The sequence below is a fragment of the Streptomyces cinnabarinus genome, assembly GCF_027270315.1.
In the GTDB taxonomy this organism is placed as follows: Bacteria; Actinomycetota; Actinomycetes; order Streptomycetales; family Streptomycetaceae; genus Streptomyces; species Streptomyces cinnabarinus.
In genome coordinates this window covers 4,149,747-4,161,789 of sequence record NZ_CP114413.1, presented here as the reverse complement: position 1 = coordinate 4,161,789, position 12,043 = coordinate 4,149,747, and the positions used below count along the sequence as shown (strand labels likewise).

13 protein-coding genes are annotated in these 12,043 nt (G+C 69.1%); 6 read left to right on the top strand and 7 right to left on the bottom strand.

What is annotated here, in order from left to right:
* Positions 1 to 25: 25 nt before the first annotated feature.
* Positions 26 to 937, top strand: a complete 912-nt coding sequence (locus tag STRCI_RS18650) for a hypothetical protein (RefSeq protein ID WP_269660098.1) — start codon at positions 26 to 28, stop codon at positions 935 to 937.
* A gap of 148 nt (positions 938 to 1,085) precedes the next feature.
* A complete protein-coding gene (locus tag STRCI_RS18645; protein WP_269660097.1) occupies positions 1,086 to 1,994 on the top strand; it encodes a hypothetical protein in 909 nt (302 codons plus the stop codon).
* Between the two features lie 106 nt (positions 1,995 to 2,100).
* Here STRCI_RS18645 and STRCI_RS18640 read toward each other — a convergent pair whose 3' ends face one another.
* Both STRCI_RS18640 and STRCI_RS18635 read right to left on the bottom strand, forming a co-directional pair.
* Positions 2,101 to 4,494, bottom strand: a complete 2,394-nt coding sequence (locus tag STRCI_RS18640; protein WP_269660096.1) for a cation-translocating P-type ATPase — start codon at positions 4,492 to 4,494, stop codon at positions 2,101 to 2,103.
* Between the two features lie 110 nt (positions 4,495 to 4,604).
* Positions 4,605 to 4,868 carry a DUF2530 domain-containing protein gene (locus STRCI_RS18635; protein ID WP_269660095.1) on the bottom strand — a complete coding sequence of 88 codons (264 nt, stop codon included), beginning with the start codon at positions 4,866 to 4,868 and terminating at the stop codon, positions 4,605 to 4,607.
* Positions 4,869 to 4,996: 128 nt separating this feature from the next.
* Here STRCI_RS18635 and STRCI_RS18630 point away from each other — a divergent pair, with 128 nt between their 5' ends.
* Complete coding sequence (locus STRCI_RS18630) at positions 4,997 to 6,397, top strand: NCS2 family permease (RefSeq protein WP_269660094.1); 1,401 nt, start codon at positions 4,997 to 4,999, stop codon at positions 6,395 to 6,397.
* A 10-nt stretch (positions 6,398 to 6,407) separates the two neighbouring features.
* Here STRCI_RS18630 and STRCI_RS18625 read toward each other — a convergent pair whose 3' ends face one another.
* Positions 6,408 to 6,590: a ribbon-helix-helix protein, CopG family gene (locus STRCI_RS18625; protein WP_269660093.1), complete on the bottom strand. Its 183-nt coding sequence runs from the start codon at positions 6,588 to 6,590 to the stop codon at positions 6,408 to 6,410.
* Positions 6,591 to 6,744: 154 nt separating this feature from the next.
* On the opposite strand from STRCI_RS18625, the gene STRCI_RS18620 reads away from it, so the two are divergent.
* The 3 genes from STRCI_RS18620 to thpR are packed head-to-tail and all read left to right on the top strand — an operon-like array spanning position 6,745 to position 9,148.
* Complete coding sequence (locus STRCI_RS18620) at positions 6,745 to 7,182, top strand: MarR family winged helix-turn-helix transcriptional regulator (RefSeq protein WP_269660092.1); 438 nt, start codon at positions 6,745 to 6,747, stop codon at positions 7,180 to 7,182.
* Between the two features lie 28 nt (positions 7,183 to 7,210).
* Positions 7,211 to 8,551, top strand: coding sequence for an MFS transporter (locus STRCI_RS18615; protein ID WP_269660091.1), 1,341 nt, complete (start codon positions 7,211 to 7,213; stop codon positions 8,549 to 8,551).
* Positions 8,552 to 8,575: 24 nt separating this feature from the next.
* On the top strand, positions 8,576 to 9,148 hold the full coding sequence (thpR, locus tag STRCI_RS18610) for an RNA 2',3'-cyclic phosphodiesterase (RefSeq protein WP_269660090.1): 573 nt from the start codon (positions 8,576 to 8,578) through the stop codon (positions 9,146 to 9,148).
* Positions 9,149 to 9,344: 196 nt separating this feature from the next.
* On the opposite strand, the gene STRCI_RS18605 is transcribed toward thpR, so the two are convergent.
* The 4 genes from STRCI_RS18605 to STRCI_RS18590 are packed head-to-tail and all read right to left on the bottom strand — an operon-like array spanning position 9,345 to position 11,994.
* Entirely contained in the window at positions 9,345 to 10,334 is a 990-nt protein-coding gene (locus STRCI_RS18605) for an aldo/keto reductase (RefSeq protein WP_269660089.1), read from the bottom strand.
* 30 nt (positions 10,335 to 10,364) lie between these two features.
* Positions 10,365 to 10,763, bottom strand: a complete 399-nt coding sequence (yidD, locus tag STRCI_RS18600; protein WP_269660088.1) for a membrane protein insertion efficiency factor YidD — start codon at positions 10,761 to 10,763, stop codon at positions 10,365 to 10,367.
* Entirely contained in the window at positions 10,760 to 11,392 is a 633-nt protein-coding gene (locus STRCI_RS18595; RefSeq protein ID WP_269660087.1) for a maltokinase N-terminal cap-like domain-containing protein, read from the bottom strand. The genes yidD and STRCI_RS18595 overlap by 4 nt, the downstream gene beginning before the upstream one ends.
* 17 nt (positions 11,393 to 11,409) lie before the next feature.
* Positions 11,410 to 11,994 (bottom strand): Uma2 family endonuclease, encoded by a 585-nt coding sequence (locus STRCI_RS18590; RefSeq protein WP_269660086.1) that lies wholly within the window; start codon positions 11,992 to 11,994, stop codon positions 11,410 to 11,412.
* Between the last annotated feature and the right edge of the window lie 49 nt (positions 11,995 to 12,043).

Genomic DNA, 12,043 nt, shown 5'->3' with positions numbered 1-12,043 from the left:
GGCCCCTCTCCACACTGGGGAACACATGCGTATTCGCGCCACCGTGGCCGCCGTCTCCGGCGCCCTCGTCCTGTCCGCCGTCGCCGCGCCGCTGGCGCAGGCCGACGACTCGCGGCAGCCTGTCGAGCTGAGCGCCGCGAGCGAGGCCGCCCACGCGGCCACCGGCAAGTCGGCCTACGCCACGGCCGAGGAAGGCCTTCCCTACGCCCTCGACGCCACCTTCTCCAACGTCAAGGTCGGCACCGGCGGCAACATCAAGGTCGGCACCACGAACATCGTGAAGGTGCCGGTCTCCTTCACCCTCACCCACGGCGCGGATGTCGACATCCACGCCGCCGACTTCTTCGCGGGGGTCGAGCTGTACCGCGGTGCCTCCTTCGAGGAGTCCATCTGGTGGTACGACAGCAACGACGCGACCTGCACGGACACCTCCGCCACGGCCGCCTCCTGCAAGGCCACCGTCGAGATCGACCCGTACACGCTGCTGAACGAGGACGCGGGCGCCTGGAAGGCCGCCGCCTTCGCGGTCGCCTTCAACGGTGAGGACCCGGAGAACCCGGTCCTGGACAACGTCGGTGTCGCCGTGAAGGACTACACCAACTCCTTCAACCTCCAGCGCTACTCCAAGCTGACGGTCAACGCCTCGCCGGAGCCGGTGAAGAAGGGCAAGACCATCACGGTCAGCGGCAAGCTGACCCGCGCCAGCTGGGACTCCAACACCTACGTGGGCATGCCCAGCGGCCAGAGCGTGACGCTCCAGTTCCGCAAGAAGGGCACCACGACGTACTCCAACGTCAAGGGCATCAAGACCCTCACGGGCGGCGCCCTGAAGACCACGGTCACGGCCTCCACGGACGGCTACTACCGCTTCGTCTACAAGGGCATCACGAGCACCGCGCCGGTCAACGCCACGGGTGACTTCATCGACGTGCAGTAACACCTGCCGCTCACGGTACGTCCGGCCCCGGAAGCCATCCGGGGCCGGACGTCCGTGTTTTGGGGATGTGCGGGGCAACCGAACGCCCCTGGCGTCCCTCTGATGATGTGGAGCATCCAGGCTCCCTTCACGACCATTTGGGGAACGCATGCGTATTCGCGCCACTGTGGCCGCCGTCTCCGGCGCCCTGGCCCTGTCCGCCTTCGCCGTGCCGTCCGCGCAGGCCGACGACTCCGTCTCCGCCTACCGCGCCGACGTCGCGAAGGTCCGTGCCGCCCACGCCAAGAGCGCCTTCGGCACCCGTGCGGACGCCCCGTACGACATGGACGTCTCCTTCTCCAACTTCAAGATCGCCAAGACGGTCAAGGTCGGCGCGAGCGAGCGGGTCTCGACGACGGTCACCTACACGATGACCCACGCCGCGGACATCGACATCAAGGCCGACGACTTCGCCACCGGCCCGTACATCTACCGGGGTTCCCTCGCGGCCCCCGACGCCATGCTGTTCGGCAACAAGCCGGCCACCTGCACCGCCACCTCGGCCACCGCCGCCAACTGCACCGGCAAGATCGACATCTACCCGTCCGAGGGCGAGCTGGTGAACTCCGACGCCGGCGCCTGGAAGGGCGCGGCCCTCGCGCTCGCGCAGAACGGCCAGGACCCGCTCGGCGAGAACTACGACATCACCAAGGTCGGTTACGCCGAGCAGGGCGACCTCGGCAGCACGCTGGTCCAGCGCGTGTCCAGGCTGACGGTCAACGCCTCCCCGGAGCCGGTGAAGAAGGGCAAGACCATCACGGTCACCGGCAAGCTGACCCGCGCCAGCTGGGACAGCAACAAGTACGTGGGCCTGCCCAGCGGCCAGAAGGTCACGCTCCAGTTCCGCAAGGCGGGCACCTCGGCGTACACCAACGTCAAGGGCATCAAGACCACCACGGACGGCGCCCTGAAGACGACGGTCACGGCGGTGGAGGACGGCTACTACCGCTTCACGTACGCGGGCATCACGAGCACGGCGCCGGTGTCGGCCAAGGGCGACGCCATAGACGTCCAGTAGCCGAAACCCCCTCAGGGGCGCGGGGCTGTATCAATGTGCGGCTCCGCCGCGTGGGCGCGACAAGCCCCCACCGGGCCCGCAGCCGACAACGCGCCCCCACCTCAGCTCACGCAGGGAACCGGCGGTCGACCCACTTCCACACGAACTCCAGGGCGGCCGCCGCCACCACCGAGATCCCTACCGCGATCCACGGCATGGTGACCCCCACCAGCTTCAGCGCGAAGAACTCCTGGAGCCAGGGCACCATCAGGACCAGCACGAACCCCAGCCCCATGGACGCGACCAGGGCCACCCGCCACCACGTGTACGGCCGCGCGATGATCGCCAGCACCCACATGGAGATCAGGAACAGCGTCAGCGTCGCCGCACTGGTCTCGGCGTCCAACGCACCCTCACCCACGTAATGGTGACGGGCGATCAGATACGTCAGGAACGTCGCGGCCGCCGCCACCACGCCGCCCGGGATCGAGTACCGCATCACCCGCCGCACGAAGTGCGGTTTCGCCCGTTCCTTGTTGGGCGCGAGGGCGAGGAAGAAGGCCGGGACGCCGATGGTCAGCGTGGACAGCAGCGTCAAGTGCCGCGGCAGGAACGGGTACTCCACCTGCCAGCAGACCACCAGCACCGCCAGCAGGACCGAGTACACGGTCTTCACCAGGAACAGCGTGGCGACCCGGGTGATGTTCCCGATGACCCGCCGCCCCTCGGCGACCACCGAAGGAAGCGTCGCGAAGCTGTTGTTGAGCAGCACGATCTGCGCCACCGCCCGGGTCGCCTCGGACCCGGAGCCCATGGACACCCCGATGTCGGCGTCCTTCAGCGCGAGCACGTCGTTCACCCCGTCCCCGGTCATCGCGACGGTGTGCCCGTGGGACTGGAGCGCGCCCACCATGTCCCGCTTCTGCTGCGGGGTGACCCGCCCGAACACCGTGCCCGAGTCCAGCGCCTCCGCCATGCCGTCCTGGTCGCGCGGCAGCAGCCGGGCGTCGACGGTGCTGCCCTCCAGGCCCAGCTTGGCCGCGACCGCGCCCACGGAGACGGCGTTGTCCCCGGAGATGACCTTGGCCCGGACGTTCTGCTCGGCGAAGTAGCGCAGGGTGTCACCGGCGTCGGGCCGCAGCCGCTGCTCCAGGACGACCAGCGCGGCCGGCTTGGCGTCCACGGCCGGCTCGGAGTCGTCCAGGTCGCGTGCCGTGCGGGCGAGGAGCAGGACGCGCAGGCCCTGTTCGTTGAGCCGCCCGGTCTCGGCGAGGGCGCCGTCGTCGGGGGCGAGCAGCACATCGGGCGCCCCCAGCAGCCACGTACTGGACTCGCCGTTGCCCTCGCTGAAGGTGGCGCCGCTGTACTTGCGGGCGGAGGAAAAGGGGAGCGACTCGGTGCAGCGCCAGTCCTGGGTGTCGGGGTAGGCGTCGATGATCGCCTGGAGGGAGGCGTTGGGGCGCGGGTCGGACTCGCCGAGGGCGCCCAGCACCTTGCGTATGTACTCCTCGTCATGGCCGCCGAGGGGTCTCAGCTCGGTGACGTCCATGCCGCCCTCGGTGAGGGTGCCGGTCTTGTCGAGGCAGACGGTGTCGACGCGGGCGAGGCCCTCGATGGCGGGGAGCTCCTGGACGAGGCACTGTTTTCGGCCAAGTCGGATGACGCCGATGGCGAAGGCGACGGAGGTGAGCAGGACCAGGCCCTCGGGGACCATGGGGACGATGCCGCCGACGGTCCGGGCGATGGAGTCGTCGAGGTCCTTGTCCTTCACCACGAGCTGGGTGACCACCAGGCCGAGCGCGGCCGGGATCATCATCCAGGTCACGTACTTGAGGATGGTGGAGATGCCGGAGCGCAGCTCGGAGTGGACGAGGGTGAACCGGCTGGCCTCCTCGGCGAGCTGGGCGGCGTAGGCCTCGCGGCCCACCTTGGTGGCCTGGAAGGCGCCGCCGCCCGCGACCACGAAGCTGCCGGAGAGGACCTGGTCCCCGGGGCGTTTGACGACCGGGTCGGCCTCGCCGGTGAGCAGCGACTCGTCGATCTCCAGGCCGTCGGCCTCGACGCACACGCCGTCCACGACGGCCTTGTCGCCCGGTCCGATCTCGATCAGGTCGTCCAGCACGATCTCGGCGGTGGTCACCTCGGCGGCCACCCCGTCGCGCCGGACGGTGGGCCGGGCCTCGCCGATGACGGCGAGCGAGTCCAGGGTCTTCTTGGCGCGCCACTCCTGGACGATGCCGATGCCGGTGTTGGCGAGGATGACGAAGCCGAACAGGCTGTCCTGGATCGGCGCGACGAACAGCATGATCAGCCAGAGCACGCCGATGATCGCGTTGAACCGGGTGAAGACGTTGGCCCGGACGATCTCGACCATGGACCGGCTGCTGCGCACCGGGATGTCGTTGACCTGCCCCCGCGCGACCCGCTCGGCCACCTCGGCGGCGGTGAGCCCGCCGGTACCCACCGGAGCGGGCAGCGCGTGTTCGGAATCGACTTCGGTGCCCGCGTCGATGTGCGTCATGCATTCGACGGTACGTGCGGATTTACGGCTTCACCCGCCGAGTGCGCGGAAGATCCGACCTGGGGAGGACGGGCAACGGGGCGAAATGGTGCCGTGGTTGTACGCCGTGGCTACTGGGACGCGGCGGCGGCCCGCTTGATGGCCGCGTCCCGCTTGCGGACGTACCAGATGCCGATCAGGCCGAGACCGGCGCCGGCCAGGCAGGTCCACAGCCACCAGGTGTGCCCATGGTCCTCGAACCAGCCGTAGAACGGCAGCTGGACCAGGAAGAGGACGAACCAGATGATCGTGCCGCCGACGATGGTGGGAACGACGGGCCCCTCCAGGGGCTCGGGCGCCTCGTGCTTGATGGGTCCCGTGAAGAATCCGGCCATGGGGGACAGCTTACGAGTCCGTACGACTCCTTTCGGTCTACGCGCGGAGATGGCTGTTCGGAGCTTTATATGTTCATACTGAAACGGTTTGTGTCTGACCACTTCTCTTCGTAGGAACCACCAAGCACATGCCCGCATCCGGCGCCCTCGACCGCTACTTCAAGATCTCCGAACGCGGCAGCACCCTGCCCCGTGAGATCCGTGGCGGCTTCGCCACCTTCTTCGCGATGGCCTACATCATCGTGCTGAACCCGATCATCCTGGGCAGCGCGAAGGACATGTACGGCCACCAGCTCGACAACGGTCAGCTGGTCACCGCCACCGCGCTGACGGCGGCCTTCACCACCCTCCTCATGGGCGTCATCGGCAATGTGCCGATCGCGCTGGCCGCGGGCCTGGGGGTGAACTCGGTGGTCGCGCTCCAGCTCGCGCCCCGGATGTCCTGGCCGGACGCCATGGGCATGGTGGTGCTGGCGGGCTTCGTGGTGATGCTGCTGGTCGCCACGGGTCTGCGCGAGCGCGTGATGAACGCGGTGCCGTTCGGGCTGCGCAAGGCGATCTCGATCGGTATCGGCCTGTTCATCATGCTGATCGGCCTGGTGGACTCCGGCTTCGTCTCCCGCATCCCGGACGCCGCCCAGACCACCGTCCCGCTCCAGCTCGGCAGCGACGGTCACCTCAACGGCTGGCCGGTGCTGGTCTTCATCGTGGGCACGCTGCTGACGTTCGCGCTCATCGTGCGCAAGGTCTCCGGCGCCATCCTGATCTCGATCGTCACCATGACCGTCCTCGCGGTGATCATCGAGGCGGTCGCGGACATCCCCGCCTGGGGTCTGACCACCCCGAAGTGGCCCGGCAACCCGGTCGCCACCCCCGACTTCGGCCTGGTCGGCGAGGTCAGCCTGTTCGGCGGCTTCGACAAGGTTGGGATGCTGACCGGCATCCTGTTCGTCTTCACGGTCCTGCTGTCGTGCTTCTTCGACGCGATGGGCACGATCATGGGCGTCTCCGACGAGGCCAAGCTGACCGACGCCCAGGGCCAGATGCCCGGCATCAACAAGGTCCTCTTCGTCGACGGCCTCGCGGTCGCGGCGGGCGGTGCCAGCTCCTCCTCGGCCACCACGGCCTTCGTGGAATCCACGGCCGGCGTCGGCGAGGGCGCCCGCACCGGCTTCGCCAACCTCGTCACCGGCGGCCTGTTCACCGCGGCGCTGTTCCTGACGCCGGTCGCCACCATGGTCCCGTCGCAGGCGGCCACTCCGGCGCTGCTCGCGGTCGGCTTCCTGATCCTCGCGAACTCCGTCAAGGAGATCGACTGGGCCGACTACACGATCGCGATCCCCGCCTTCATCACGATGGTGATGATGCCGTTCACCTACTCGATCACCAACGGCATCGGCATGGGCTTCATCACCTTCGTGGTGCTGCGGCTCGCGGCCGGGCGCGGCAAGGAGATCCCCGCCGCGATGTACGTGGTCGCCGCCGTCTTCACCTTCTACTACCTGATGCCGGCGCTGGGCCTGACCTGAGCCGCGGGCGTCAGGTGACGCCGTAGAACTTCTCCGTCTCCTCGACGGCGGTCTGGAACCGCTCGTCGAAGTCGTCCCGAATGAGCGTCCGGACCACATAGTCCTGGACGCTCATTCCTCTTTTGGCCGCATGGTGCCGGAGCCGTTCGAGCAGCTCCCCGTCCATCCGCAGGCTGAGCACGCTGGTCCCCATGGAACGAGGGTCACCTCACGCGGCCGGGCCGCGGGTCACTTTCCGGAATCGGCTCACTCGTATGGGTGATGCCAGGATTCAGTGGCCAGGGTCACGGGCATTCTGGCGTACCCCGAGTGGTCTTTAGTCAGGGTAATGAGTTAACCTAAAGAACATGTCGGACCTTACCCATGGCGACGACGCTGCCGCCGTGAACTCCCTGCGATCCGCTGTCATGCGGCTGTCCCGCCGGCTCAAGCACCAGCGGGTCGACGAGTCGCTGAGCCCCACTGAGATGTCGGTGCTCGGCACCCTGTCCAACTGCGGCCAGGCCACCCCGGGCGAACTCGCCCGCAAGGAGCATGTCCAGCCGCCGTCGATGACCCGCATCGTCGCCTTGCTGGAGGCCAAGGGGCTGGTCCGGCTGGAGCCGCACGCCGAGGACCGGCGCCAGAAGGTCGTCACGAAGACGGAACAGGCCGAGGCGATGCTCGCCGAGAGCCGCGCCAAGCGCAACGCCTTCCTGGCCGCCCTGGTCGACGGCCTGGACGAGGACGAGTGGGCGAAACTCCGCGCCGCCGCCCCCGTACTGGAGAAGCTCGCGCACCTGTAAGCAAGGCCCACGAAGGAGGCGACCCCCTTTGAGTACGGGATCCGGAGCAGCTTCCGCCCCCGCACCGACCGCCCTCGACACCCCCCGCAAGTCCTCGATGTTCAGCTCGCTGAGCGTCCGCAACTACCGCCTGTTCTTCATCGGGCAGGTCGTCTCCAACACCGGCACCTGGATGCAGCGCATCGCCCAGGACTGGCTGGTGCTCAGCCTCACCGGCTCCGCGACGGCCGTCGGCATCACGACGGCCCTCCAGTTCCTCCCGATGCTGCTCTTCGGCCTCTACGGCGGTGTCCTGGTCGACCGCCTGCCCAAGCGCCCCACGCTGCTGGTCACGCAGACGGCGATGGCGCTCACGGGCCTGGCGCTGGCCTTCCTCACCCTCACCGGCCATGTCGAGGTCTGGCACGTCTACGTCGCCGCCTTCGCCGTGGGCCTGGCGACGGTCATCGACAACCCGGCCCGGCAGACCTTCGTCACCGAGATGGTCGGCAGCGACCAGCTCCAGAACGCGGTCAGCCTGAACTCGGCGAACTTCCAGTCCGCGCGGCTGGTCGGCCCCGCGGTGGCCGGCCTGATGATCACGGGGGTGGGCACCGGCTGGGCCTTCCTCTTCAACGGCCTGTCCTTCGTCGCGCCCATCGCCGGCCTGCTGCTCATGCGCGCCCGCGACCTGCACGTCGTCGAGCGCGCACCCCGCGGCAAGGGCCAGCTGCGGGAGGGGCTTCAGTACGTCGCCGGGCGCCCGGAGCTGATCTGGACCATCGTCCTGGTCGGGTTCGTCAGCACCTTCGGCTTCAACTTCCCCGTCTACCTCTCGGCCTTCGCCGACGACGTCTTCCACGCGGGCGCGGGCTCCTACAGCCTCTTCAACACCCTGATGGCCGTGGGCTCCCTGTCCGGCGCCCTGCTCGCCGCCCGCCGCGGCACAGCGCGATTGCGGGTCCTGGTAGCGGGTGCGGTGGCCTTCGGCACCCTGGAGATAGTGGCGGCCCTGGCCCCATCCCTGTGGCTGTTCGCCCTGCTCATGGCCCCGATCGGCATGTTCGGCATGACGGTCAACGTCACCGCCAACAGCAGCGTCCAACTCAGCACGGACCCGGCGATGCGGGGCCGGGTGATGTCCCTGTACATGATGGTCTTCATGGGCGGCGCCCCCTTGGGGGCGCCCATCGCGGGCTGGATCACCGACGCGTACGGCGTCCGGGCGGGCCTGGCGGCGGGCGGCGCGATCGCCGCTCTGGCGGCGGTCGTGATCGGCCTGGTCCTGGCCCGGGTCGGCAACCTCCGCCTGACGGTGGGCTGGAACCACGGGCATCCGGTGGTGCGCTTCGTGCCGAGGGAGCGGGAAGAGCTCGCGACGGTGGCGTAGGAGCGCGGCGGTGAGACTGGGGGTATGAGACTCTTCGCCGCGCTGCTCCTGCCGGAGGATGTTTCCCGTGAACTCGCAGCCGAGGTGGACCGGCTGAAGCGGCTGCCCGGCGCGGATGCGCTGCGCTGGACCGGCCGCCCCGGGTGGCACTTCACCCTCGCCTTCTACGGGGAGGTCGACGACGGGCTCGTAGAAGGGCTGTCGGACCGGCTGGCACGGGCCGCACATCGCACCGCGGCCTTCCCGCTGGCCCTTCACGGGGGCGGGCAGTTCGGGCACGGGCGGGCGTTGTGGGTGGGGGCCGAGGGGGAGCCGGACGTGCTGCGGCTGCTGGCCGACCGGGCGGAGGCCGCGGGGCGTAAGGCGGGGGTGGCGATGGGGGAGCATCGGCGGTACAAGGCGCATCTGACGGTGGCGCGGAGCCGGAACGCGGTGGACGTGAGGCCGTGTGTCGAGGCGCTGGGCGCTTTCCGCAGCGATGGCTGGACCGTCGGGGAGCTGGTGCTCGTGCGGAGCCATCTGCCGCGCTCCGGGGTGCGGGGGGAGGAGCCGCGGTACGAGGCGGTCGCCCGTTGGCCGCTCGGGGCGGCCGGTTAGGCTCGTGGTGTGGACCCGAAAACCCGGAACCGGATCATGGCCGGTGCGCTTGTGCTGATGTTCGTCGTCGTGGCTGTTGCGGCGGCGCTCGGCAGGTAGGTGCTTGGTGGGGAACTGCGGTCGGCTTCCGGCCGCGGGCCGGTGGGGGCTGGTCGCGCAGTTCCCCGCGCCCCTCAGGGAGTCTCCCTCACCTGCGTTACCAGGCGAAGGCCTCCGGAGACGGCCCCGGACCAGGGAAGATCTCGTCCAGGCCCGTCAGCAGTTCCTCGCCCAGTTCGAGCTCCGCTGCCCGCAGTGCCGAGGCGAGCTGGTCCGCCGTACGCGGGCCGACGATCGGGCCCGTGACGCCGGGGCGGGTGAGGAGCCAGGCCAGGGCTGCCTCGCCGGGCTCCACGCCGTGCTTGTCCAGCAGGTCCTCGTAGGACTGGAGCCGGGCGCGGGCCGCCGGGTCCGCGAGGGTGTCGGCGGCTCGGCCAGAGGCGCGTCGGCCGCCCTCCGCCTCCTTCTTGAGCACCCCGCCCAGCAAGCCGCCGTGCAGCGGCGACCAGGGGATCACCCCGAGCCCGTAGTCCTGCGCGGCCGGGATGACCTCCATCTCGGCGCGCCGCTCGTACAGGTTGTACAGGCACTGCTCGCTGACCAGCCCGTACGAGCCGCGGCGGGCGGCCGTCTCGTTGGCCTGGGCGATCTTGTAGCCGGGGAAGTTCGAGGACCCGGCGTAGAGGATCTTGCCCTGCTGCACCAGGACGTCGATGGCCTGCCAGATCTCCTCGAACGGGGTGTCCCGGTCGATGTGGTGGAACTGGTAGACGTCGATGCGGTCCGTGCCCAGCCGCTTCAGCGAGGCGTCCACGGCCCGGCGGATGTTCAGCGCCGAGAGCTTGTCGTGGTTGGGCCAGGCCGGGCCGTCGGCGCCCATGTTGCCGTACACCTTGGTGGCGAGGACGACCTTGTCGCGGCGGTCGCCGCCCTTGGCGAACCAGCTGCCGATGATCGACTCGGTGCGGCCCTTGTTCTCGCCCCAGCCGTACACATTGGCGGTGTCGAAGAAGTTGATCCCCGCGTCCAGCGCCGCGTCCATGATGGCGTGGCTGTCCGCTTCATCGGTCTGCGGTCCGAAGTTCATGGTGCCGAGGACGAGCCGGCTGACCTTGAGTCCCGTGCGTCCGAGCTGCGTGTACTTCATGGTCCACCAGCCAACGGCGTGGAGTGGACTCTAGGCAAGCGGATACCGGCCGCCACGCCGCCTGGCCTGCCCGGGGGTGCACCGCAGCAGCCGCACGACGCTGAGCCGGCCGCCGCGCAGGGCGCCGTAGCGGTGCAGCGCCTGGACCGCGTACGTGGAACAGGTCGGTGTGTAGGGGCAGCGGGGCGGGGTGGTGGGGCTGATCTCGCGGCGGTAGCGGACGACCGCGGAGTAGAGGAACCGGGCCGCACGACCCCGGGGTGCGGGGGCGCTGGGGTCGGGGTGGCGGTCCGTGAACAGGGTCAGCGGCATCAACAGCGCTGTCAGCGCGGCGACTTCACGGCAGGGCGCGGTGACGGTGGACCACCACAGATGGGTGTCGAGACACCCTTCGAGACAGCCGCAGCAACGATTCTTCCGTCGCTTCATTCGGACCCGGGCCGCAGAACGGCGAACACGGCCCGTGCGCGGGTGCCGTCCGTCGCGGTCCAGTGCCCGGAGACATGCCCGAGTGCGTCGGAGGGCGGAAGGTCGGACCCGCCGAGCCGCCGGTTCAGACGCAGCACGGAACCGTCGGCGGTGGTCAGTTCGGTGCCGCTCTCGTCGTCCACGGCCCCTCCGTGCGCCCGGAGTTCGCCGGTACCCGCGTAGGAGCGGGCGATCTCATGGTCCGGGGTGTTGTCGACGCTCTGCGCCTGCGCCTGGGCGCGGCCGTCGACCAGGGCGAACAACTCGGCGACCAGCACCGGGTCATGGATGCCGTCGTAGGCCCATCGCTGCCCCAGCACCCCGTGCTCCATGGTCCCGATGAGCGCGTCCTCGGCGCCTTCCAGCGGGGCGCCACGGTAGGTGAGGGGGACGAGATAGGCGACCCCGTCCCCATCGACCGCCACCATGAACTCGATCCCGACCTCACCCGCCGGATCGTCCAGCCGGAAGCCACCGGCCTTCGTCAACTCCGGTGTGCCGTCCCCGACATACCAGGGGCGGGTGGGCAGCCACTCGGTGAGCAGCTCGACCTTGGAGGGCTTGAGAGTCGTGTGATGGATGATCGCCATGCTGCGGATTCTGTCAGTCAGCCGCGGGGGAACTCATCGGTCTTCAGGGTGAGGCCGAGGGGTGTGGTGGACATGTCTACGTCCGAGCCGAAGGTGACGGAAGTTTCGGTGAGGTATTCGCCGTCCTTGGGCTGAGTGTAGAGATGGCACTTGCCCTGGTAGGGATCGGCGATGAGGTAGACGAGGACGTCGGCGAGGGCGTAGGCGGTCTTCTTGGGGCCGTAGTCGTTGTGCGCCGTCCCTTTCGAGATGACCTCGGCCACGAACTCGACGTCCTCGCAGTTCCACAAGCCCTTGGGGCCCTTCTCGGCGGCCTCCTTGACGAGCGTCACGTCGGAGGCGAAGCCGTTGAGATGGCCCGGGTAGTCGACCCGGACGTCCGACTTCACGCGCTTGCGCGGGTACTTGGTGCGCAGTTGCTCGACGATGTCCAGGATGATTTCCCAGTGGGTGTCCCGCTGTGGCGACATGAAGATGGCCCCCTCGACGATCTCGACCTTGTATCCCTCGGGGGTGGTCCGCTCAAGCGACTCGAACAACTCGTCCAGAGTCAGCTCGCCGTCTTCCTCGGCCATCTCGATCCTGTCTTGTACGACGGTCATCGTGGCGCTCCTCCCCGGCTGCCCCACGGAAAGGTGCAGCCGCGCAGTA

Bases quoted from the DNA above. Each gene is read 5' to 3' on its own strand.
- STRCI_RS18650 (WP_269660098.1), top strand. From the start codon at position 26: ATGCGTATTCGCGCCACCGTGGCCGCCGTCTCCGGCGCCCTCGTCCTG.
- STRCI_RS18645 (WP_269660097.1), top strand. From the start codon at position 1,086: ATGCGTATTCGCGCCACTGTGGCCGCCGTCTCCGGCGCCCTGGCCCTG.
- STRCI_RS18640 (WP_269660096.1), bottom strand. From the start codon at position 4,494: ATGACGCACATCGACGCGGGCACCGAAGTCGATTCCGAACACGCGCTG.
- STRCI_RS18635 (WP_269660095.1), bottom strand. From the start codon at position 4,868: ATGGCCGGATTCTTCACGGGACCCATCAAGCACGAGGCGCCCGAGCCC.
- STRCI_RS18630 (WP_269660094.1), top strand. From the start codon at position 4,997: ATGCCCGCATCCGGCGCCCTCGACCGCTACTTCAAGATCTCCGAACGC.
- STRCI_RS18625 (WP_269660093.1), bottom strand. From the start codon at position 6,590: ATGGGGACCAGCGTGCTCAGCCTGCGGATGGACGGGGAGCTGCTCGAA.
- STRCI_RS18620 (WP_269660092.1), top strand. From the start codon at position 6,745: ATGTCGGACCTTACCCATGGCGACGACGCTGCCGCCGTGAACTCCCTG.
- thpR (WP_269660090.1), top strand. From the start codon at position 8,576: ATGAGACTCTTCGCCGCGCTGCTCCTGCCGGAGGATGTTTCCCGTGAA.
- STRCI_RS18605 (WP_269660089.1), bottom strand. From the start codon at position 10,334: ATGAAGTACACGCAGCTCGGACGCACGGGACTCAAGGTCAGCCGGCTC.
- yidD (WP_269660088.1), bottom strand. From the start codon at position 10,763: ATGAAGCGACGGAAGAATCGTTGCTGCGGCTGTCTCGAAGGGTGTCTC.
- STRCI_RS18595 (WP_269660087.1), bottom strand. From the start codon at position 11,392: ATGGCGATCATCCATCACACGACTCTCAAGCCCTCCAAGGTCGAGCTG.
- STRCI_RS18590 (WP_269660086.1), bottom strand. From the start codon at position 11,994: ATGACCGTCGTACAAGACAGGATCGAGATGGCCGAGGAAGACGGCGAG.